Raw genomic sequence first — 21,185 nt, 5'->3', positions numbered from 1 at the left:
CACCGCATGTTTTCTGCGGGCGCACTGAGTGTGAATGTCAGCCCCTACACATACCCTTGGTGCAGCAGGTTTTGTCCACGTAATGCGGGTTCAGAACGAAGACCCGAAAATGCAAGGACGTGCCCTCATGATGGGAGCCCACCACGCCGCCAGTGGAGCTGCCGCCTGGCTGGCCCTGACCACCTCGTTCGAGGTAGGACTAGGGCACCTAAGGCAGGTAGCTCCGGCATTACCGGAGACAGTCACCATTGGCATGGGCATGATGGATTTGACTCCAGCCTCTGTCATTGCCGGGGCCCTGGTGACCGCCGGTGCGGCCCTAGTGCCGGATGCTGACCACCGGCACGCAACCATAGCCCACTCCCTTCCACCGCTGTCTAACATCTTGTGTATCCAGGTGGGAAAGTTCTCCGGTGGCCACCGGCACGGCACACACTCCCTCTTGGGACTGGCCGTCTTCGTTGCCATTGCTGCACTGGCTGGCATGTGGACCATGGAGCTGCCGGGCCACGGCATCATCTATCCGGGGGCCGGTCTGCTGGCTGTTCTCCTAGCCTCCTTTGCCGCGAAGGCCCTGAAGTTCATTCCCGACACCATGCGCAAGTTTCCCTGGGTGGTGGGGATCGCCGTCGGAATCTTCGCTACCCTCTTTGCGCCGCAACACGCCTATTGGTTTCCGCTGGCTATGGGCTTGGGCGTCATCATCCACATCCTGGGCGACATGCTGACCACAGGAGGGTGCAATCTTATTTGGCCGCTGCGGATCAAGCCGCCGCGATTCCTGCGCAAGGTGCCGTTAGTGAAGAACATTTGGCGGCCCAACGGCAATATTGCGATCCCGCTTTTAGGTAACGCCGGTTCCGTTCGGGAATGGCTGCTCCTGATCCCCATCAGCGCCTATGTTCTTTGGAGTATCGCCGCCACCGTATTCTCCTAAGCATCCTCCTAAGCGTGAAGGCACAGGCTACGCTTCGGCCACACCCGCAACTTCAGCACACCGAGAATATGCACCGTCAAGATACTCGGTGGAACTTAACACTGTTAACATGGCAGCTGAGCCAGCGTCGCTATGGATAGGTCCGGGCACCATCAACGAAGTCAGCATCAACGAAGAAGGAAGCGTGCACGGATGTATGTCAAAATTTGTGGTCTGCAAACGGCTGAAACCATTGCTGCGGCCGTAGCTGCCGGTGCCGACGCCCTTGGTTTTGTCTTTGCCCCGGGCAGTCCACGGACCGTGAGCGCAGAATTGGTGGCAGAGCTGGGCCGCGAAGTACCGGCGGGTATTGAGATTGTTGGCGTGTTCCGGAACCAGCCCATTGACCAGGTTATAAAAATTGCGGCTCGGGCCCAAGTAGGCACCATCCAGTTACATGGCGAAGAGACGCTCCAAGACATGGCCCGGATCCACAACGCCGGATTCCAATCCCTACGGGCCTTCTCAGCACCGTTGTACAACAGCCTTAGCCCTGATGAAAAGATCGCGTGGGATGGTGAACGTCTCCTGCTGGACGCAGTTGAACCGGGTGCCGGGGTCACTTTTGATGCAGCCGTGTTGTCTGCAGGAAAGCCACATGGATTCTGGCTATTGGCTGGCGGTCTCAATCCACACAATGTTGCTGCGGCTGCCAAGGCCATGCAGCCCTCTGGAGTGGATGTCTCTAGCGGGGTGGAATCGAGCCGGGGCGTTAAGAGTGTCCACCTGATCCCTGATTTCATCACTGCGGCACGCTTAGAAATTACAACAGCAGCTGCCTCAGGGATGACCCAAGGATTACCTGAGGATTAAAGACAATAGACTTTACATAAATAGCTCGCCCTGGTGCATAATGATGATTAAGGGGCACGGATTGCATCTTGCCCCGTTGAGATGAATGGGAAAGAGGGGACGTGCTTACACCTGACGACAGCGCCCTGCAGGCAGTCCGGCGCCGCCATGAGTTGCGCGTCCTGGAATCGCTTGCCACACACGGCAACCGCACACGGCGCGAACTTGAGACTGACACAAAGCTCTCCCGAACAACGCTTTCGGCCATTGTGGGCGAGTTGCGCGCCAGAGGAGTCATCACCGAAAGTGATCAGGAGTTCCATGGGCCTGGCCGCAGCGGGCGGCCCACCAAAGCCCTCACTCTGAACCCTAATGCGGGCGCTGCCGTTGGCATCGAGCTGGGCCGGCGGCGCATCAGTATCTCGGTCATGGGGTTTGACGGGTCCACCACCGCACGCGTCCGTAAGGACATTTCCTCGCTCCTGCCGCTCGAAGGCAAAGTCTTAGCGGCTGCGGATATGTTGCAAGAACTCATTAGCGCAGGCCGCATCAACGCCGAAACCAATATTGGCACAGCCGTTGGCATTGCTAGCCGCCACCCAAATCCCGCGTCACTTTCTGACGATCTTGAATTGCAAAGCGACCCGCAAGGCGCTTCGCTGGCCCCTCTGCGAGAGCTACTCCCCGCCCCCCTCCTGTGGGACAACAATATTAGGCTGGCGGCCATGGCTTACCGCAATAACAGTCAGGACCTGCTCTATGTGGTCCTCTCAGCGGGCCTTAGCTCCGCCGTCATCTCCAATGGATCGCTGATGCGTGGAGGCAACGGCATCGCCGGAGAGCTAGGCCATATCAGCGTTGACTTCGCTGGACCTCCCTGTTGGTGTGGCCGTCATGGCTGCCTGGAGAGCTATATTAACGAAGCAAACGTTCTACTGGAGGCCGCACACCGGGGGCAAGCCTTTTCAACCATCGAAGCTATGGCATTGGCCGCTGCACAAGGCAATGGAATCGCCATCAATGTGGCCTCGTGGGCTGGTGAGCTTCTGGCTCGCGCCCTGATGAGCGCGTGTGTTTTGCTCGATCCCAGCCGCGTTGTCATTGCAGGTGAGCTTTCGCAATTTGGTGAACTCCTTCTTGAGCCCGCACGGCGCGCCTTCAGTGAGCAAAACCTTGACCTTGGACCGCAGAGCACAGAGATCAGCACAGCACCTTTTGCGCCCAGCGCAGGAAGCGACGGTGCAGCTCAAATGGCCCTTTTGCACTGGACCCAGGCCATCCTCAATTAGCGATGCGCAGGGCGCTTAGTAGCGCCGTTTCACTGAATACCAAAAGCTAAGTTTCGAACCCGTTCAGCCGCACACCACCGCATAACTGATAGTTATGTAAGGAGTGTTGACATCATGTGATCCATGCCATAGGTTTGATCCATGGCAGCAAAAGATACCTACATCGCGGTTGAAACACCACCCCTCGCTAGCGGCAGTCCAGCACCTGAAAACTCGCAGCAAAAACCCAAACCAGCATCCAGGAAGAGCCCTGCAACAAGCGGGCGCAAACTTGGCCGCAAGGCATTGCTGGCTATCAACTTTGGCTCTGTAGCAGCCGGGCTCGGAGCATGGACTGCTCTGTCAGCTGCAGGAGTTGTTGGCCTGCCTGGCCCCGTGGAAGTGCTGATCCGGGCCGGAGAGGTATTCGCTGACGGTACTCTCGCTGAAGATACCGGAGCATCCCTTGCCCGCGTTCTCAGCGGCTTCCTCCTTGGCAGTCTGCTTGCCGTTCCTGTTGGCTTCTTGATGGGTTGGTACCAGGTAGGCCGAGCCATCATTGAACCCTGGGTACAGTTCTTTAGAACCATTCCTCCACTGGCCCTACTTCCACTTGTTATGGTCACCATGGGTATCGGTGAAACACCGAAGATCTTCGTCATCTTCTTGGCCGCATTCCTCTCCTGCGTGATCTCCACCTACCAAGGCGTGGTCAGCGTAGATAAGACACTCATCAATGCCGCCCGGGTTCTGGGCGCTGACTCAATGATCATCTTCCGCCGAGTGGTAGTTCCCGCATCCTCACCGTTCATCCTGGTAGGTATGCGTATTGGCCTCGGAGCAGGCTGGGCCACCGTTGTGGCCGCTGAACTGATCGCCGCCCCCAACGGTTTGGGTATGCGCATGCAGCAGGCCCAGCAGTTTTACGACATGCCCACAATTCTCGTGAACGTAATTGTCATCGGCATTCTCGGTCTACTCATGGACCGCTTGCTCTTGATGATCGAGGCCCACCTGACCCGCTGGCAAGAACGTCGCTAAGGAATAACCATGACAACCACCACATCAAAAGCCATGATCCGCTTCGAGGATCTACGCCAGGAATTCACACTCACCGGCAACACCTTCACCGCTCTTGACGGCGTGAGCCTAGACATCGCCGACGGCGAATTTGTCACCGTAGTGGGCCCGTCCGGTTGCGGAAAATCCACCATGCTCAATGCCGCAGCAGGACTCCTTGACCCCACCAGTGGCCGGGTCATGGTTGATGACAGAGAAGTTGACGGACCGAGCACCCGAACCGGTGTCATCTTCCAGCAATACGCGCTTTTCCCGTGGCTAACCGTACGCAAAAACGTTGAGTTCGGGCTGGAGCTCAAGAAGGTTCCCGCCAAGGAACGCCGCGTCATAGTGGATCACTACCTTGAACTCGTGGGTTTGACCCGCTTCGCTGAAGCACTGCCGAAGGAGCTCTCCGGTGGTATGAAACAGCGGTGCGCCATTGCACGCGCCTATGCCGTGAACCCAGAGATCCTCTTGATGGATGAGCCCTTCGGTGCGTTGGACGCCTTGACCCGTGTGCACATGCAAGAACAGCTACTCAAGACCTGGACCCAAGAACGCCGCACAGTCATGTTCGTTACGCATGATGTTGACGAATCAGTTTTCCTAGCATCGCGAGTGATCGTCATGGCTGCCCGGCCGGGTCGCATCTTCAAGGAAATCAAGATTGACCTTCCCTACCCGCGGACCGAGGAAATGCGCCTCTCAGACGAGTTCGCTCGCCTACGCACCCAGGTTTGGGAAGCTGTCTACCACCAGCCCGGTGTGGCAGAAGCCCACCAATAAAAACTCGCTTCCCGCCTAGATCCCCTCATACCCCCTGCCCAGACTTGGGCAAAACTCTTCAGGAGAAACCATGAACAACCACGTCACACGCCGCAATGTCCTGCAACTCTCTCTGGGTGCCGCAGCAATCTCCCTACTAGCAGCCTGCGGCGCTAAGGCCGATGATGCCAGTTCTTCGAATGCAGCCAAGGAGCCCGTGGAGATCAAGGTTGGCTACATTGCCGACTACAACGGTGCAGCACTGATGGCAGTTGCCGATCAGGAAGGTTACTGGGCCAAGGCTGGCCTGAAGCCCAAGTACTTGCCGTTCACCAACGGCCCGCTGGCCATCCAGGCACTGGGCACCAACAACGTGGACGTGGTCTACATTGGCTCCGGCGCACTGTGGCTGCCCGCATCAGGAAAGGCTGAAATCTGGTCCGTTAACTCTGTCTCCAACGCGGACCGCATCATTGCACAGCCCGGCATCAAGACTCTGGCTGAGCTCAAGGGCAAGAAGGTTGCAGTGCCTACCGGTACTTCCGGTGACCAGCTGTTCAGCCTGGCCTTGGCCAAGGAAGGCCTGAGCCGCGAAGACTTCAAGGTCACGGCCATGGAACCGCCGGCCATTGTTGCAGCATTCGCTGCCGGCCAGGTTGACGGTGCCGCCTTGTGGTACCCGCTCATTGACAGTGCCAAGAAGGGTCAGCCGGACATGGTTGAGCTGTTCTCTAACGAGGACTTCATCGACACGCTCACGTTCCCCTCCACGTTCGTAGCCGCTCCGGGCCGCGCAGCAAAGGATAAGGACCTTGCCACCGGGTTCATCTCCGTTATCAAGAGTGCCAATGATTACCGTCACGGCAACCAGGAAAACACCATTGCCCTGACAGCTAAGTTCCTCAAGCTTAAGGAGGAAGACATGGCAGCTCAGGCCAGTGTGGCTAAGCTGTTCACCTCCCAGGAACTGGACAAGTTGTCCTCGGACGGCACCATCTACACCTGGTTGGATGGTCTCCAGCAGCAGTTCAAGAAGGATGAGAAGATCACCGAAATCTCCGATCCCAAGTCCTTCTACAACTCTGAACTGTTCGTCAGCACCTCAGCGGTCTAAGCCTCAGTGACTTCTGTGAACACCACTAAGCGCCAAAACATGCTGTTCCTCATGACGGATCAGCAACGCATCGACACCCTGGGATGCTACGGCAACACCTCACAGCACACTCCCAACCTGGACAGGCTGGCTGCGCGTGGAACAACTTTTGACCGGGCCTACACGCCTACAGCCATTTGCACTCCTGCGCGTGCCAGCCTGCTCACAGGCCTGCAACCGTTCGAACACGGGTTGTTGGCCAACTACGAGTGGAATTCAGGCCACAGGGAGGAGCTCCCTGACGGGCTGCCTACTTTCTCTGCGGCGTTGACTGAGCAGGGGTACCGGCTCGGTCACGTGGGCAAATGGCATGTTGGCAAGGATCGTGGACCCGATTACTACGGTTTTGAAGGAATTCACCTGCCGGGTGCTCTGAACGTCTTTGACGATCCGGGATACGAAGGCTGGCTTAAAGCCAACGGATATCCGGACTTCCACATCTCCAACCCTGTCTACACCACCCGGGCGGACGGCAGCCAAGGTCACTTGATTGCCGGCGTGACGGATCAGCCCACGGAAGCCACCTTTGAGGCGTTCCTGGCGGATGAGACCATCGCTAAGCTGCGTGAATTTGCTGCAGGGGCTTTGCAGGAAGAGTCAGGTGCTCAGGACGGCACACCGTTCTTCTTGTCCTGCCATATCTTTGGACCGCACCTGCCCTACCTGATTCCGCAACAGTGGTATGACATGGTTGACCCCTCCACCATTGAGCTGCCCGGTTCCTTTGCCGAAACGTTCCACGGCAAGCCGATGGTACAGCAGGCCTACGCCGAATACTGGTCCACGGACTGCTTCACCGTGGATGAGTGGAAGAAGCTCACCGCTGTGTACTGGGGCTACGTTGCCATGATCGACCATGAAATTGGGCGGATCCTGGACGTCCTTGACGAGCTGGGCTTGACGGACAACACGGCCGTCATGTTCACCGCTGACCACGGTGAATTCACAGGTGCTCACAGGCTCAATGACAAGGGCCCTGCCATGTATGAGGACATTTACCGCATACCGGCAATTCTGGCACTTCCCGGAGAAGCCGAACGCCGGGAAGACCGCTTCATCAGTTTGCTGGACTTCACTGCCACCTTCCATGAGATTGCCGGGGCGGACACCTCCGGTGTCCGTGGACGGAGCCTGCTGCCACTGGCTCACGGAGAAGATGTGGAGGGCTGGCGCGAGAATATCCTGTGCGAATTCCACGGCCACCACTTCCCCTACGCCCAGCGCATGATCCGCAACAAGGAAGTGAAATATATTGCTAACCCTGAAGGCATCGACGAGTTTTACGACATGATCGCCGACCCTGACGAGCTCACCAATGTCATCAACGTCCCGATCTACAAAGATCGGGTTAGCACCATGCGCCGGGCAATGTACCGCCAACTCGTTGAGCGCGGCGACAAATTTGCCCAGTGGCTAGCTTTTGCAGGCGATATCCCGGCCCATGAACGTGTGCGCCCGGCCACCGCCGTCGAACGATTCATCACTGTGTAGTCTCACCCACTAACGGATGCCTCTTGCGGTCCAAGAGAAGTAAAGCGAGTATATCGATTGAAAGCATTGAAAAGAACGACGACGGCCGGGCTCGCCTGCGCTGCCGCCCTCGGTTTGTTTGCTGCGGTCCTACCCACAGCTTTTACCGCTCCCCCGGCCCAAGCGGCTCCGATTGTGGTGCCTCCCAGCGTCCCGGTGGAGTACCCGTCCAACCTTGCCTTGACGGGCACGGCCACGGCATCAAGTGTTGAATCGGCCCTGCTGGGCAACACGGCGGCCATGGCCATCGACGGCAATACTGGCACCCGGTGGTCCTCAAACTATGTAGACGCTTCCTGGTTGCAAGTAGAACTCGCCGAGGCCGGCCCCATAGATCACGTCAAGATTGTCTGGCCCAACGCAGCCGCGAAGAAGTTCATCCTCCAGACTTCCCTCGACGGCGTGGCCTGGACCGATATAGAAACCATCACCTCCGCTGTGGGTCCCGGCCGTACCGATGAGATCAAATTAGGTGTGGCCAACGCCAAGTTCCTGCGCATGCAAGGCGTGAGCCGTTGGTCCACGTACGGCTACTCGATCTCCGAATTTGAGATCTATGACAAAGCACAGCCCGTGCTGCCGAAGAACCTAGCACTGGTACCGTTGCCCGCAGAATCGGCTACTACCGCTGATGGCACGTTCCGGCTGCTACCTTCTAGCCGCATTGTGGCTTCAGGGGATGCTGTGGACGCTGCCACTTACTTCGCCCAGAAGGCCCGCAAGAGCACCGGTTTCGCCTTGCCCGTGGTCAGTGGTTCTGCCACGGCAAGTGATGTTCAGTTCACGGTGGGCGCGGACCTCTCCGACGCTAAACCTGAAAGCTACACGCTCCAGGCTGACAGCAACGGGGTAAAGATCGCTGCGAACACTTCAGCCGGTGCGTTGAATGGTGTTCAGACCCTGCGCCAGCTCTTCCCGCAGTGGATTGAATCCGGCACTGCCGTCAACACCCCTTGGACTGTGGAGGCCGTAGTTATTAGTGACTACCCCCGCTACGAACACCGCGGTGTGGGTATTGATGTGGCCCGTTCCTTCTACACCGTGGATGAAATGAAGGAGCACATAGATAACGCAGCACAATTCAAAATGAACGCCCTTCACCTCCACCTCACCGATGATCAGGGCTGGCGCATTGCCATGGATCAGCCGGCGGTGAATCCTTCAGGGATCAAGTACACGGACCTGACGGATATTTCCGGCAAAACCGCCATGACCACCAACCCGAGTCAGAGCGAACCAGGGCACACAGGCTTCTACACTAAGGCCGACTACAAGGAGATTGTGAAGTACGCCGGGGATAACGGCATGATGGTTATCCCGGAAATTGACATGCCAGGTCACACCACCGCGGCCCTGCACGCCATCCCGCAACTGAACTCAGCCAAGTCCGCCCCCAAACCGGCGCCCGGCAACTCCACACCTAACTCACAGGGCACAGGTGATGTAGGGGTCAGTTCCTTCGATTCGGATAACGACGCTACCTACGAATTCACCAAGGAAGTCCTGAAACAGCTTGCTGCCCTGACTCCTGGCCCGTACATCCACATCGGCGGAGACGAGTCCCATGTGACATCTCCTGCCGACTACAACAAGATGATCGACGCGTTCACCAAGCAGGTCGTCGACGTGAACAAGCGTGTTATTGGCTGGAACGAATACGGTTCCGCTAACTTGCCGCCAAACTCCGTGATTCAGCTATGGGTTGGCGGTGGCCAGGGCGAATCAGACAAGATCATCAAGAATAATGCCAAGGTCATCCTCTCCCCCGCTCCCAAAACGTACATCCCGCAGAAGCAGGATAACTCCGAGCAGTTTGGCGGAACCTGGGCCTGTGGTGGACCTTGCACCTTGCAGACCCACTATGACTGGGACCCAGCAAAATACCTGCCCGGAATTGGCGATGACCGCATCCTAGGTGTGGAAACCGTCCAGTGGGGCGAATGGATCCGCGGCATGAACCAGACTGAAAGCTACCAATACCCGCGTACCCTGGCCACGGCCGAGGTTGGCTGGTCCCCGCAAGCCAACCGCAACTACACCGACTTCACCAAGCGTGCGGCAACCCTCGGTGGCCGCATGGCCTTGGAAGGGTTGAATCACTTCAAGACCCCTGGTATCAACTGGAGCACCGCACCTGCAGCCCCTGAAACCGCACCAGCTGTGGTGGATCCGGCAGCACTGCCAGAGGTATCCCCCGTTGATTTAGGCGTGCCCTCCACCGAGTTCGACGGCGGCGAGTACCTCACCTTGAAGAACTTGCCCGTCAATGCTTGGTTGCGTACCGCTATCCAGAACACTTCCGCCACTGAACCCACGGCTCCAAAGGGCCAGTGGGTCCGCTCCAACGAGGCCGGTGAAGCACCCCTGAAGGTTCCCACAGGCCTTGAAGGCGGCAGCTACGTAGTGACCGTTCAGAATGCAGACGGTGAAGCCGTAGGGTTCGCAGCTCTAGCCCTCGCAGAAGAAGCAGTGCCGGAAACGTCAGCCCCAGCAACATCGGCTCCGGCAACCACGGCACCCGCCACCACGGATCCTACCGATGAGGCAACCCAGGAAGCCACCACAGCGCCGGCAACCACGGCACCCACTAATGAGGCAACCGAGGAAGCCACCACGGATCCAACCGATGAGGCAACCACTGCTCCGGCCACCACGGATGCCACGCTCACCAGCCCGGCCACGGGCGATACCGGTACCGTTCCCACCCGCGTGACGACGTCGCCCACGGCGTCGCCCACGGGAACCAGCGCAGATGAACTGGCCAGCACTGGCGCCAGCTCAACACTGCTGATGGGTGGTGCAGTCTTGGCGCTGCTCGCAGGTCTGGTCATCATGGCCGGATCACGCAGGCGCTCCAGCCAGCACTAAGTTACATCCCCACAAAGGGGCCGGTGTTTCAGACAGCCTTCCGTCTGAAACACCGGCCCCTTTGTGTTTGGGTGCGGCTGCTCGTTTCGACTTTTGTGGTGCCAATAACTGAAACCATCATGAAAGTGGCTCTGCCTAAGCTGATCGTTGAATTTCGCATCCCTCGGTCCAGACTGTCTTCGGGCTTGCGATGAGGCACATCTCGGATCGCATGCCCTGAGCCGGACCGGTGGCATTCATGTCGTGGCCTGAGTTTCGCTAAGGATCGTGGTGGTTGCCACGTTCATGGGCAATTCTGAAGCAGAAGCTACCTCAAAACAGGATCGCTCCTACAGGCGGTACTTGAGACTTTTGGGTTCTTGCATGGCACGTAATGGTCAGTGCCACTAGCTGCGGCGAGCACTCCATGCCCACGCGACAAGTGGTACCTGCAAAGGCAGCCGCACGCTGTGTATGCGTTTGGCCGAGGCCGTCCCACCCGGACCATACGCTCGCCGGAGCGCTGAAACGTGACCGGCGGTAAAGCCCATGAACATGATCGCCGTGGTGGTGGCCGCAAATTTTCGTGTGGCTGGGATCAACAAGCCAATGGCAGCCAGCGCCTCGGGCGCGGAGGAGACGATCACCCATTGGTGGCGGGTCATGAGTCCCAGTTTCCCGCCCTTGTCACTGCACAGGGATGGGGGAACCACCGGGTAGTAAAACTCCGGAGATCTAAGGTGATTCATTGAACTAGCGGCAAGCAGTGCCGCAAGTGCCCAAGCATTGAGTGTGGCTGGCTTCATGTCTCCATCGTTGCACGTCCGCACTTATTCCTGCACCGCAACCCGGCCATTTTCTCCATGAGAAGTCCCAACGCACCCCAACAACAATTGCAGGGAACGGACCGCGCTACCAACGGCATGGAAACTACTCGTAGCTCCAATTCTCTGCCCGCTGTAGCGGTTGCCCACCGCATGACCGGGCGGCGCATCCACCGGCGATTCGCTGGGGATGAGCGGCAAACCCCCGATTCTCCCCCACGGCAGCGGATGCCTCAACTGTGACGCTTCAGCTGCCTTCGAAGGTCACAGCACCGACGAAAAAAGGGTGGGCAAGTGCCAGCCACGGGGATAGATTGAACGGGTGAGCGATCGCTCTCCGTATCGTCTGCCGAAAGGTTGTTCCGATGAGCTACAAAGTGGGCGTTTTCGTGGGCAGCCTGGCCTCCGATTCCATCAACCGAAAACTTGCAAGGGCGCTGTTGAAGTTGGCTCCGTCAGAACTGAGCCTGATCGAGATCCCGATCGGTAAGTTGCCACTGTACAGCCGCGATTACGACTCCGACTACCCACCGGAGGGGCGTGCATTCAAGAACGCCGTGGCCGCCGTAGACGCCCTAATTTTCATCACCCCGGAATATAACCGCAGTATCCCGGGCGCACTGAAGAACGCCATCGATTGGGGTTCCCGCCCCTGGGGCACCAACTCTTTTGCAAAGAAGCCTTCTGCGGTCATCGGAGCATCGACAGGCCAGGTTGGCACGGCTGTGGCGCAACAGCATTTGCGCAGCATTCTCTCCTTTGTGAATTCCCCGGAGATGGCGCAGCCGGAGGCATACGTACGGTTCACCCAGGGCATGATCGACGACGACGGTAATGTCGCCACCGAGAAAACCACCGATTTTCTGCGGAATTGGTTGCAGGAATTTCATATTTTTGTGGTCCAAGTGGTTGGTGCACAGCGGATTACACTGTAGCGGCAGGACAGGCCCGGTCCTGAATGAGATGCTGGCGCGAGTCCCTCCGTCACGCAGCTGTTGTTGAGCACCAGGCGGGCACCTTGGCCGGGGACGTCGGCGCCCACAGCAGGCACTAGCGAAGGATTTCCAGTGCCGCTCCCAAGGGCACGGATGGTCCGTTCCAATTGTCTAGGCCAAGTGGACTAGATCCTCTTGGCTCGAGGGTCGCTCACCTTCGGCACCTCAAACGGGCGTATGTCGCGGCTTCAGGGTAAGTGCTGGCTCGTGAATTTTTATAGAGCCCGGTCAGCGCCGGACGGCCGACCCCGAGTACTCAGCGCCGCCTTCCAGGTCCACACTGTCCTCGATGTCCTCAGGGCCGCTCAGGTCCACCTCCATGAGGGGAACCAACTGGGATTTGCTGACGAATCGGTGAATCAGCCACAAGCCAAGGAACATCGGAATGCCAATATAGGAGGAGAGGACCTCCATGCCGCGGCCGGCTAGGACAGCCTCGTAGTTCTGCCCGGCAATGACCAAGATCAGCACGGCGAAAGCCAGGAGCGGGCCAATGGGGAAGAAGGCTGCCCGATACGGCAGGTCCGCAACCGCGTTTCCTTGTGCGAGGAAGGCTCGCCTGAAGCGATAATGCGAGAGGGCAATTCCCGCCCACACGATGAATCCGCACAGGCCGGAGACGTTAATCAGCCATGCGTAAGCAGCTCCCTGACCCACAAGGGCACTTAGGAAGCCAAACAGCCCGACGGCGGCCGTGGCCAGCAAGGCGGCGATGGGCACTCCGCGTGAATTGGTCGTCCCAAAGATTTTGGGAGCCTTGCCATCCTTGGCCATGGCATAAAGCATCCGTGTTGAGGCGTAGAGTCCGGAGTTTCCTGCCGAGAGAATTGCCGTCAAAATGACGGCGTTCATCAAGGCCGCAGCAAAGGCAATACCGGCACGTTCAAAGACCAGAGTGAAGGGTGAGGCCCCAATATCAGCCTCCCCTGAGGAGAGCAGACTCGGGTCAGTCAGCGGAATCAGGCAGCCAATCACGAAGATGGCTCCAATGTAGAAAATCATGATGCGCCAGAAGACTGAACGTATGGCGCGCGGAACTTCACGCCGTGGGTTTTTCGCTTCACCGGCGGCCACGCCCACAAGTTCTGTGCCTTGGAAGGAGAACCCAGCAATCATGAAGACGGACAGAATGGAAACCCATCCACCGTGGAAGACGTCTTCCCGGTTTTGCCAATTGCTCAGTCCTGGTGCACTATCTCCCAGAACACCAATAATCATGAGCACACCGGCCACGAGGAATAAGATGACGGCAACTACCTTGATCAGGGAGAGCCAGAATTCGCTCTCACCGAAGGCTTTGGCTGAGAGCGCGTTGATGCCAGTCAATAGCAGAAGAAATCCACCAGCCCAGACCCAGCCGGGTACTTCAGGAAACCAAAAATCCATGATAATCCCGGCGGCAACCAGTTCCGCAGCCACCGTAATGGCCCAGTTGAACCAATAGTTCCACCCGATGGCGAAGCCAAACGAAGGCGAGACAAAACGGGTGGCATAGGTTTGAAACGAGCCAGCTACGGGAATCTTGGCGGACATTTCCCCCAATGACTGCATGAGCAAAAACACCATCAAACCCACTAGGGCATAGGCAAGCAACGCTCCACCAGGGCCAGCCTGCGCGATGGTCCCACCGGAAGCGACGAAGAGCCCGGTGCCAATGGCGCCGCCAATGGCGATCATCTGCAGATGGCGGCTGCTGAGCCCACGCTTGAGCTCGTTGTCATCTGGCACATAACGTGTCTGCTTACCCAGCCGGGGACCACTCTGCCCTTGTGTTTCGAGCCTCGGATCGAGCGAGAGTTTACTCATGAGTTGCTCGTCACCCCAGCACCGGACAAGTGGCTAAAAAATCGGGTCCTCGTAGAGGCTGAGGAACAGTACTTCTGATGCATCTGCAACTTCCTGCTTCGTGGCCCCCAACGAGTCGAGGCCACGCCAAATGAGTGAATATGAGCCCAAGGTCGGCAGTATGCTGGAAATTCCCTGCTGTTCTCGATAAAGCCGACAACAATCCATTATGACGGTGAACCGCCATAATCGAAGAATGAGTGCTCTACGTCACTGTGATCGGCCGAATTTATGGGCCATCGCCACAGGATTACCGTCATTCATAAGCATTGCTGTTGCTCAGCATTTACTTTTAGGAGATGCAGGACAGCCTAGGCGGCTACGCTAGCGCCGGCCAGATGAGGCTCCCGCTTTGGCCCTTTCAGTCAATAACCATTTGTGGGCGCGGGTCAGGAGGTCTAGATTCCAGCCAGTTGATCAGCTGCACGAGTTTGGCCAAGGTTGCGTTGTCTATACCTTCGTCGGCATGGATGACGCGATGCCGGCAGCCGTAAGCGGCCGTCATGGAATAGCTAAACCCGTCATAGTACATTGGACCGGATTTGTCCTCCGTGAGCCCAAAGAAATCGACTTTACTGAGCCAGTGCTTTAGCGTGGCGGCGTCCTCGGCGGTGAGCGTGCCAGTGTGCTCGCTGAGCATGAGTTCCTGATGGATGCCAGCAATGCCGCCGCACTTCTTGAATTCCACCACTAGTTCGGTATCCATGGGCGGGAGGCAATTTCCACTTGCTGGACTTTACCGCCAGGCCCTACAAAATACGGTGATGTTCCGCGCAAAGACACCAAATAGCCCACTTCGCCTTTGGTGCCATGACTGCCGGATGTTCCTGTGATGACATGACAGCCACCTAGAGAAGATGACTCACACGCAAGTAGGGCTCATTGTTGGCAACAAGAAGACGGTACGCCATGATCAAGGTGTGCTTGAGGTGCCGCCGCTAGTGATGGGAATTTTTGTACGCACCATGGGTGGCGATCAATCCCATGATGACAGTGATGATGACGATGCATCCGATGACAATGGCTAGTCCCCACATGCTCATTTAGCTCAGCTCCTCGGTTCGACGGCGGCTAGGTGGCGAATGTTCAAGGCACAAATCATTGTTCGCCTGCTTCCATCATGCACCCACTCCCCCAATGTCTCTAGTGCCACCGGAAGTAAGGAGCCATCAGGCGGGCGTTCTGCGCAAAGCGGCCCGTGTAAGACTTGATCCATGGACTTGATGGTTTCGCCCACGCTCACCATTCCCGCGGTGGAGCTTGGCTGGCGTTTTTCACGCTCCTCGGGACCCGGTGGCCAGCATGTGAATACCTCCGACTCCCGGGTGGAGCTGCTGTGGAATATTGATGAATCATTGGCGATCTCCCAGGAACAGCGAATGGTTCTGCTGGCCCGGCTGGAACGCCGGCTGGTGAGCGGGGTGGTCACCGTAACCGCGCACGAGCAACGTTCGCAGCTTCGGAACCGGGAAGTTGCGCTGGAAAAGCTGGGTGTACTTGTTGCCGCGGCGCTGGCTCCTCCGCCCGCGTCACGCCGGCCCACCAAGCCCAGCCGTGGCTCAAAGCGGCGGCACCAGGCAGCAAAGCAGCAGCGCTCTACAACGAAACAATTGCGCAAGCGCCCGCCCTCGGATTGAGCACAGCTAGAGTTGGCCCATGGCTGAGATTTCTCCCAGAGGAGGCACCACGGCGGTGCTGCTAGCGGCAGGCGCCGGAACCCGCCTAGGGCTGGGCCCGAAGGCGCTGCTGCCCTTTTGCGGCACCACCTTGGTGGCGCATGCCGCTGGCGAATTGTTGCGCGGTGGCTGCTCACAGGTGATCGTGGTCATTGGGGCCGGTGCGGATACAGTCCGGCAAACATCGCTACCATCGGGGTGCACAGTAGTGGTGAATCCTCGCTGGGCCGAAGGCATGGGCACCTCCTTTGCCGTGGGCGTCCGCTGCGCGTTGGACCCTGGCTTCGCGCTGGATCTTGACGTCGCGCCGGACACCAGTGCCGGCATCGAGCCTGAACATGGTGTTCCCGGACCGGCGGCCGGCCAAGAGGTAGATCCTGCGGAAGAACGGGCTCCTGAGCAGGTGCTGGTGGCGCTTGTGGATCAGCCCGGCATGACTGCCCGGCTCGTGGCCCGGCTCATTGCGGCCCACCTCCCTGGACGGATCACTGCAGCTGGATACCGCTCCGAGTACGGGGCTCGCCCCGGCAGTAGTGACGAACCCAGCGCACTGCGCCGCGGCAACCCTGTCCTTTTCTCTCCCCGGCACGCCGGGCTGGCCGCACGCTCGGCAAGCGGCGATGCCGGGGCCCGGCACTATCTGCGTATTCATGCCGACGCCACAGACCTCGTGGACTGCTCAGATCTCAGTGACGGCGCCGATCTGGATACTCCCGAACAACTTCATCTGTTGGAGCGGCCCACACCCTGACGCCGCAACTGCACAGCCGTCCGGGAATAGCCGGTGCGGTGCCTGTGTTGTGGCAGGGGCAGCTTGTCAACGAAATTTTTGGAGATGTCCTTGAACCTGTTTTCACCCGTCACCCTCGGCAACCTTGAACTCCCCAACCGAGTGGTCATGGCCCCGCTCACGCGCTCCCGCTCCGGCGAGGACGGCGTGCCCGGGGACATTGTGGTTGAGTATTACCGTCAACGAGCGACCATGGGGCTGCTGACCAGCGAGGGCGTCTACCCCAGCTTCGCCGGACAGGCGTTTGCGCGCCAGCCCGGGCTGGTCACCGAGGCGCACATTGAGGGCTGGCAGCGGGTAACTGATGCCGTGCATGCCGACGGCGGGCGGATCATCGCCCAGGTCATGCACTCCGGGCGCGTCACCCATCCGGACATCAACGGCGGGCATCAGGTGGTTGCCCCCAGCGCCATTGCGATCGACGGCGTGGCCCGGACCAAGAATGGCAAGTCACCCTTCCCGGTACCCCACGGTTTAGCAGGCGATGAACTCGCCGGCGTGATCGAGGAGTTTGTGCAGGCCTCCCGCAACGCCATGACCGCAGGCTTTGACGGCGCCGAACTTCACGGCGCCAATGGGTACCTGCTACACGAGTTCCTGTCCCCCGCGTCCAATCAACGAAGCGACGGTTATGGCGGCAGCGCAGAGAACCGTGCCCGCTTTGTCATCGAGGCAGTGACTGCGGTCGCCGAGGCCATTGGTGCCGAGAATACCTGGTTGCGTATCTCCCCCGAGCACAATATTCAGGACGCCTTGGAAACCGACGCGGCAGAAACCCTGGCAACGTACACGGCCCTGGTGGACGGTATTGCGCCCCTGGGCCTGGCCGGACTGAGCATTTTGCACAAGGAACCCTCTGGACACCTGGTCCAGACATTGCGCACCCGGTTTGGCGGGCCTGTCCTGCTGAACACCGGCTTTTCCACCATCACCACCTTGGACGACGCCCAGGCCATGGCTTCTATTGCGGACGCCGTGGTGGTAGGGCGCCCGGCGCTGGCCAATCCTGACCTGATCCGCCGCTGGTCCGAGGGTCTGCCGCTGAACGAGCCCGATGCGCGCACCTTCTACACCGAGGGCGCGGCCGGGTACACCGACTACCCGTTCTGGGCGAACTAGCGAGGCCCTAAGGTTCCGCACTTCAAATCTAGTTCTTGAGGTTCGTTCCTGAGCCCGGTCCATGAGGCTCGGCTCCGGGAAGCCCGACGCCGGGAGGTCGCCTTCCTTTTACGGGCGGCCTCCCGCTGGTCTGCTGGAGTGCTCGGGCCTGCGGGAGCGTTGGCCAAAAACCCACCGTTTCTGCGGGAGCGTTGACTTGGGGTTCTATGCTGGTGCCATGACTTCCACGTCCATCACCTCGGCCGCCGCGCTGGCCGCACTCTTAGCCGAAACCGGGTACCTGGCCGATGAGGGCCTGGCCACCATCGGCTACCTGGCCTTGGCCATGGAACGGCCCCTGCTGCTGGAGGGCGAACCCGGCACTGGCAAAACCGCGCTAGCGGAGGCCCTCGCCCAGGCACTAAAACTCCCACTGATCCGGCTCCAATGCTATGAAGGCATCGACGCCTCCCAGGCGCTCTATGACTGGGATTTTACCGCCCAGATCCTGCACCTGCGCAGCGTGGAGGCAGGAAGTGACAAGGCCCCCGGCGCCAACAGCCTGCGCACAGCGGAACTGGAAAACTCGCTCTACGATGAACGCTTCCTACTGGCCCGGCCAGTATTGAAAGCGCTGCAGCAAAGCCCGGCCGTGCTGCTGATCGATGAAATTGACCGTGCCGACGACGAATTTGAGGCGTTCCTTCTCGAAGTCCTCTCCACCTACCAGGTTTCCATTCCCGAATTTGGCACGGTCAAGGCCGCAACACCGCCCATCGTGGTGCTGACCTCCAACCGGACCCGGGACCTCCATGATGCGCTCAAACGCCGCTGCCTGTACCACTGGATCGATCACCCGGGGCTGGCCCGCGAGGTGGAGATTGTGCGCACCAGACTCCCACAGGTTCCGCCACCGCTGGCCGAACAAGTGGTCCGTGCCGTGCAGCAAATTCGGGTCACCGAGAACATCATGAAGCCTCCGGGCGTGGCCGAAACACTCGATTGGGCGCGTGCCCTTCACCTTCTAGGCAGCCCCGAACTGGACCTGGCCTCCGCCGCAGCCAGTATCGGCGCCTTGTGCAAGTACCGTGAGGACACCGAACGGGTCTCCGCCGCCCTGGCCCGGATGCTGGGTTGAACCATGGCGCAGGCGGAACCGCGGTCAAAGCGGCAGCAAAGCGGTGCGGGGCTCAACGCCACCGCGCATTCGGCCGAGGAAATCCTGCTGGCCTTCGCCGCGGCCCTGCGCGCTGCCGGGGTGAAAGTCACCGCTGACCGCTCACGCAGCTTTCTCGAGGCCGTGTCCAGACTCTCGTTAGAGAACCGGGCGGAGGTTTTTTGGGCTGGCCGGGCCACACTGTGCGCCGCACCGGAGGATCTGGAGCGCTACCAGCGCACTTTTGAGGCCTGGTTTGCCCCGGGCCATGCACCCGCCACCCACCAAGCGGGCGCTCCCACCACCGTGAGGGCGCCCTCTCTGACGGACGAGGGCGTAAGCGGCGGCGAAGAAACCGCCGAGGAGGCATTGCGGGCAGTGGCCAGCCGGCGGGAACTGCTGCGGCACCGGGATATTCCAACGCTTGATCCGGCCGAACGTGCCCTGCTGCAGCGGATGTTCACCGAACTGGCCGTGACGTTGCCAGCGCGGCGCTCCCGGCGCCTTCACCCGGACCGGCATGGGCGCATCGATAGGGTGCGGACCCTGCGGGACCAGCTGCGCCGCGCTGGAGAACCGGGTCCGCTGCGCCGGTCCAAGGCACCGCCCAAACCACGCAACGTGGTGTGGTTGGTGGATGTTTCCGGTTCCATGGCCCCCTACGCGGACAGCCTGTTGCGACTGGCACACCTCGTCCTCCAGGCCGGTCCGCGCCAAGTGGAGGTATTTACCCTAGGCACCCGGCTGACACGGGTGACCGCTGCCCTACGGATCCCCGATCCCGACGACGCGCTGGCGATGGCCGGGCGCACCGTCCCCGACTGGTCCGGAGGCACCCGGCTGGGAGAGGCTTTGCGTGCGTTCAACGATAGGTGGGGCCAACGCGCGGTGGCCCGGTCCGCCGTCGTAATTGTGGCAAGTGATGGGTGGGAGCGCGGGGACCCCACACTGCTGGCTCACCAAGTGGAACGTCTGCACCATGTGGCCCGGTGCATTATCTGGGCCAACCCGCACCGGGGCAAAACCGGTTATGAACCCGTGCAGCAGGGAGTTAAGGCCATCCTGGAGCACGTTGATTATTTTATTGGGGGCCATTCGCTGAAAAGCTTCGAGGAGTTGTTGGTTGTGATGGGCAATGCGTGAAGTGTTGAAGGATTTGATCGACGCCGTTGAGGCCGGGCACACCGTGGGGCTGGGGACTGTGGTGCGCACTTTCCGCTCGGCGCCCCGTCCCGCGGGGGCGTCCATGATGGTCGACGCCGATGGCCGGGCGGTGGGTTCGGTCTCGGGCGGCTGCGTGGAGGGCGCTCTCTACGAGTTGGCCACGGGGGTGATTGAGAGTGGCACCCCCAAACTGCAGCGGTACGGTATCACCGACAATGACGCCTTCGAGGTGGGGCTGACCTGTGGGGGCATCATTGATGTGTTCGTGGAGGCCGTTTCACTGAAGACCTTCCCGGAACTGCCCGGCGTGGGCGCTGATGTGGACGCCGATGTTCCCGTTGCCGTGGTGAGCGTGATAGAACACCCAAACCCGGCCTGGCTGGGGCGGCACCTGGTGGTACGACCTGACGGATTTGAAGGGAGCCTGGGCAGTGACCGCGCCAACCACGCCGTCAGCGATGACGTTATGGGCCTGCTGGCCGCCGGGCGCAACACAACCCTGATGTACGGTCCTGACGGGGAACGGCGCGGGGACGGCATGCGGGTTTTTGTGGCCAGTTTTGCCCCGCAGCCGCGCATGCTGGTGTTCGGTGCCATTGATTTTGCCGCGGCCGTGGCCAAACAGGGTAGCTTCTTAGGCTACCGAGTCACCGTGTGTGATGCCCGTGCCGTCTTCGCCACGAAGGCCCGCTTCCCCGTGGCGGATGAGGTGGTGGTGGAGTGGCCGCATCGGTACCTGCAAGGCCAAATTGATGCAGGACTGATTGACCCGCGGACAGTAATTTGCGTGCTCACCCACGACCCCAAGTTCGACGTTCCCCTGTTGGAGGTGGCGCTGCGCCACGAGGTTGCCTATGTGGGGGCCATGGGCTCACGCAAAACCCACGATGACCGGATGGACCGGCTGCGTGAGGCGGGGCTCAGCGCAGCCGAGCTTGACAAGCTCTCAAGCCCTATCGGACTGGATCTGGGCTCGCGCACACCGGAGGAAACCGCCGTGTCCATTGCGGCAGAGATCATTTCGCTGCGCTGGGGCGGGAAGGGCGGACGGCTGAGCCACATGGACGTGCGCATTCATCACGTGCCCCTCGCCGATGCCGACCATGAGGGCGCCGAGAACCCGAACCTTCAGCTTGAACCCGCGGAAGAATAGCACAAGGGAGCCGATTTTTCGCCCTAACGTTCTGCGATGCCGTCATGTAACGTAAGAGCCATCATGGGCTGGAGGCTGGCTATTGGGCTGG

General features: G+C 59.7%; 19 protein-coding genes. 16 read left to right on the top strand and 3 right to left on the bottom strand.

All coding sequences use genetic code 11. The annotated features are described in order from the left end of the window. Window positions 1-34 precede the first annotated feature (34 nt). The 8 genes from RY113_RS15850 (at window position 35) to RY113_RS15815 (ending at window position 10,414) form a co-directional block, all read left to right on the top strand. Complete coding sequence (locus tag RY113_RS15850) at window positions 35-937, top strand: metal-dependent hydrolase (RefSeq protein ID WP_315915345.1); 903 nt, start codon at window positions 35-37, stop codon at window positions 935-937. Window positions 938-1,129: 192 nt separating this feature from the next. Next, a complete protein-coding gene (locus tag RY113_RS15845) occupies window positions 1,130-1,789 on the top strand; it encodes a phosphoribosylanthranilate isomerase (protein WP_315915343.1) in 660 nt (219 codons plus the stop codon). A gap of 101 nt (window positions 1,790-1,890) precedes the next feature. After that, complete coding sequence (locus tag RY113_RS15840; RefSeq protein WP_110106828.1) at window positions 1,891-3,057, top strand: ROK family transcriptional regulator; 1,167 nt, start codon at window positions 1,891-1,893, stop codon at window positions 3,055-3,057. A 141-nt stretch (window positions 3,058-3,198) separates the two neighbouring features. Next, on the top strand, window positions 3,199-4,077 hold the full coding sequence (locus tag RY113_RS15835; protein ID WP_110106829.1) for an ABC transporter permease: 879 nt from the start codon (window positions 3,199-3,201) through the stop codon (window positions 4,075-4,077). Window positions 4,078-4,086: 9 nt separating this feature from the next. After that, complete coding sequence (locus tag RY113_RS15830) at window positions 4,087-4,884, top strand: ABC transporter ATP-binding protein (RefSeq protein WP_110106830.1); 798 nt, start codon at window positions 4,087-4,089, stop codon at window positions 4,882-4,884. 70 nt (window positions 4,885-4,954) lie between these two features. Beyond that, complete coding sequence (locus RY113_RS15825; protein ID WP_315915340.1) at window positions 4,955-5,977, top strand: aliphatic sulfonate ABC transporter substrate-binding protein; 1,023 nt, start codon at window positions 4,955-4,957, stop codon at window positions 5,975-5,977. 15 nt (window positions 5,978-5,992) lie between these two features. Beyond that, window positions 5,993-7,507 (top strand): sulfatase-like hydrolase/transferase, encoded by a 1,515-nt coding sequence (locus RY113_RS15820; RefSeq protein WP_315915339.1) that lies wholly within the window; start codon window positions 5,993-5,995, stop codon window positions 7,505-7,507. 66 nt (window positions 7,508-7,573) lie between these two features. Continuing rightward, window positions 7,574-10,414, top strand: coding sequence for a family 20 glycosylhydrolase (locus RY113_RS15815; RefSeq protein ID WP_315915337.1), 2,841 nt, complete (start codon window positions 7,574-7,576; stop codon window positions 10,412-10,414). 386 nt (window positions 10,415-10,800) lie between these two features. On the opposite strand, the gene RY113_RS15810 is transcribed toward RY113_RS15815, so the two are convergent. Beyond that, entirely contained in the window at window positions 10,801-11,199 is a 399-nt protein-coding gene (locus RY113_RS15810; protein ID WP_315915335.1) for a hypothetical protein, read from the bottom strand. Window positions 11,200-11,582: 383 nt separating this feature from the next. Between RY113_RS15810 and RY113_RS15805 the strand changes: the two genes are divergently transcribed. Further along, on the top strand, window positions 11,583-12,152 hold the full coding sequence (locus RY113_RS15805) for an NADPH-dependent FMN reductase (RefSeq protein WP_315915333.1): 570 nt from the start codon (window positions 11,583-11,585) through the stop codon (window positions 12,150-12,152). Between the two features lie 288 nt (window positions 12,153-12,440). Here the strand turns inward: RY113_RS15805 and RY113_RS15800 are convergent, their stop codons facing one another. Beyond that, the gene (locus RY113_RS15800; RefSeq protein ID WP_315915332.1) at window positions 12,441-14,018 is read right to left on the bottom strand and encodes an amino acid permease; all 1,578 of its coding nucleotides are present in this window, start codon (window positions 14,016-14,018) and stop codon (window positions 12,441-12,443) included. 400 nt (window positions 14,019-14,418) lie between these two features. Further along, on the bottom strand, window positions 14,419-14,763 hold the full coding sequence (locus RY113_RS15795) for a protealysin inhibitor emfourin (RefSeq protein WP_315915331.1): 345 nt from the start codon (window positions 14,761-14,763) through the stop codon (window positions 14,419-14,421). A gap of 151 nt (window positions 14,764-14,914) precedes the next feature. On the opposite strand from RY113_RS15795, the gene RY113_RS15790 reads away from it, so the two are divergent. From RY113_RS15790 to RY113_RS15760, 7 genes are all read left to right on the top strand, one after another. Then, complete coding sequence (locus RY113_RS15790) at window positions 14,915-15,085, top strand: hypothetical protein (RefSeq protein ID WP_315915330.1); 171 nt, start codon at window positions 14,915-14,917, stop codon at window positions 15,083-15,085. Window positions 15,086-15,271: 186 nt separating this feature from the next. Then, complete coding sequence (gene arfB / locus RY113_RS15785; protein ID WP_315915329.1) at window positions 15,272-15,694, top strand: alternative ribosome rescue aminoacyl-tRNA hydrolase ArfB; 423 nt, start codon at window positions 15,272-15,274, stop codon at window positions 15,692-15,694. Between the two features lie 19 nt (window positions 15,695-15,713). Next, window positions 15,714-16,484, top strand: a complete 771-nt coding sequence (locus tag RY113_RS15780) for a nucleotidyltransferase family protein (protein ID WP_315915328.1) — start codon at window positions 15,714-15,716, stop codon at window positions 16,482-16,484. An 84-nt stretch (window positions 16,485-16,568) separates the two neighbouring features. Continuing rightward, window positions 16,569-17,642, top strand: coding sequence for an alkene reductase (locus RY113_RS15775; protein ID WP_315915423.1), 1,074 nt, complete (start codon window positions 16,569-16,571; stop codon window positions 17,640-17,642). 217 nt (window positions 17,643-17,859) lie between these two features. Continuing rightward, window positions 17,860-18,759, top strand: a complete 900-nt coding sequence (locus RY113_RS15770; protein WP_315915327.1) for a MoxR family ATPase — start codon at window positions 17,860-17,862, stop codon at window positions 18,757-18,759. A gap of 3 nt (window positions 18,760-18,762) precedes the next feature. Further along, window positions 18,763-19,920: a VWA domain-containing protein gene (locus tag RY113_RS15765; protein WP_315915326.1), complete on the top strand. Its 1,158-nt coding sequence runs from the start codon at window positions 18,763-18,765 to the stop codon at window positions 19,918-19,920. Next, the gene (locus RY113_RS15760; RefSeq protein ID WP_315915325.1) at window positions 19,913-21,094 is read left to right on the top strand and encodes an XdhC/CoxI family protein; all 1,182 of its coding nucleotides are present in this window, start codon (window positions 19,913-19,915) and stop codon (window positions 21,092-21,094) included. Before RY113_RS15765 ends, RY113_RS15760 begins: the two co-directional genes overlap by 8 nt. Window positions 21,095-21,185: the final 91 nt, after the last annotated feature.

The sequence above is a fragment of the Arthrobacter sp. lap29 genome (assembly GCF_032458965.1).
Taxonomy (GTDB): domain Bacteria; phylum Actinomycetota; class Actinomycetes; order Actinomycetales; family Micrococcaceae; genus Specibacter; species Specibacter psychrochitiniphilus.
This window is presented reverse-complemented; position numbering and strand designations above follow the sequence as displayed.

Coding starts and splice junctions, on each gene's coding strand:
- RY113_RS15800 (WP_315915332.1), bottom strand. CDS start 14,018: ATGAGTAAACTCTCGCTCGATCCGAGGCTCGAAACACAAGGGCAGAGT.
- RY113_RS15835 (WP_110106829.1), top strand. CDS start 3,199: ATGGCAGCAAAAGATACCTACATCGCGGTTGAAACACCACCCCTCGCT.
- RY113_RS15810 (WP_315915335.1), bottom strand. CDS start 11,199: ATGAAGCCAGCCACACTCAATGCTTGGGCACTTGCGGCACTGCTTGCC.
- RY113_RS15760 (WP_315915325.1), top strand. CDS start 19,913: ATGCGTGAAGTGTTGAAGGATTTGATCGACGCCGTTGAGGCCGGGCAC.
- RY113_RS15780 (WP_315915328.1), top strand. CDS start 15,714: ATGGCTGAGATTTCTCCCAGAGGAGGCACCACGGCGGTGCTGCTAGCG.
- RY113_RS15850 (WP_315915345.1), top strand. CDS start 35: ATGTCAGCCCCTACACATACCCTTGGTGCAGCAGGTTTTGTCCACGTA.
- RY113_RS15770 (WP_315915327.1), top strand. CDS start 17,860: ATGACTTCCACGTCCATCACCTCGGCCGCCGCGCTGGCCGCACTCTTA.
- arfB (WP_315915329.1), top strand. CDS start 15,272: ATGGACTTGATGGTTTCGCCCACGCTCACCATTCCCGCGGTGGAGCTT.
- RY113_RS15790 (WP_315915330.1), top strand. CDS start 14,915: ATGACTCACACGCAAGTAGGGCTCATTGTTGGCAACAAGAAGACGGTA.
- RY113_RS15765 (WP_315915326.1), top strand. CDS start 18,763: ATGGCGCAGGCGGAACCGCGGTCAAAGCGGCAGCAAAGCGGTGCGGGG.
- RY113_RS15795 (WP_315915331.1), bottom strand. CDS start 14,763: ATGGATACCGAACTAGTGGTGGAATTCAAGAAGTGCGGCGGCATTGCT.
- RY113_RS15825 (WP_315915340.1), top strand. CDS start 4,955: ATGAACAACCACGTCACACGCCGCAATGTCCTGCAACTCTCTCTGGGT.
- RY113_RS15805 (WP_315915333.1), top strand. CDS start 11,583: ATGAGCTACAAAGTGGGCGTTTTCGTGGGCAGCCTGGCCTCCGATTCC.
- RY113_RS15845 (WP_315915343.1), top strand. CDS start 1,130: ATGTATGTCAAAATTTGTGGTCTGCAAACGGCTGAAACCATTGCTGCG.
- RY113_RS15775 (WP_315915423.1), top strand. CDS start 16,569: ATGTCCTTGAACCTGTTTTCACCCGTCACCCTCGGCAACCTTGAACTC.
- RY113_RS15830 (WP_110106830.1), top strand. CDS start 4,087: ATGACAACCACCACATCAAAAGCCATGATCCGCTTCGAGGATCTACGC.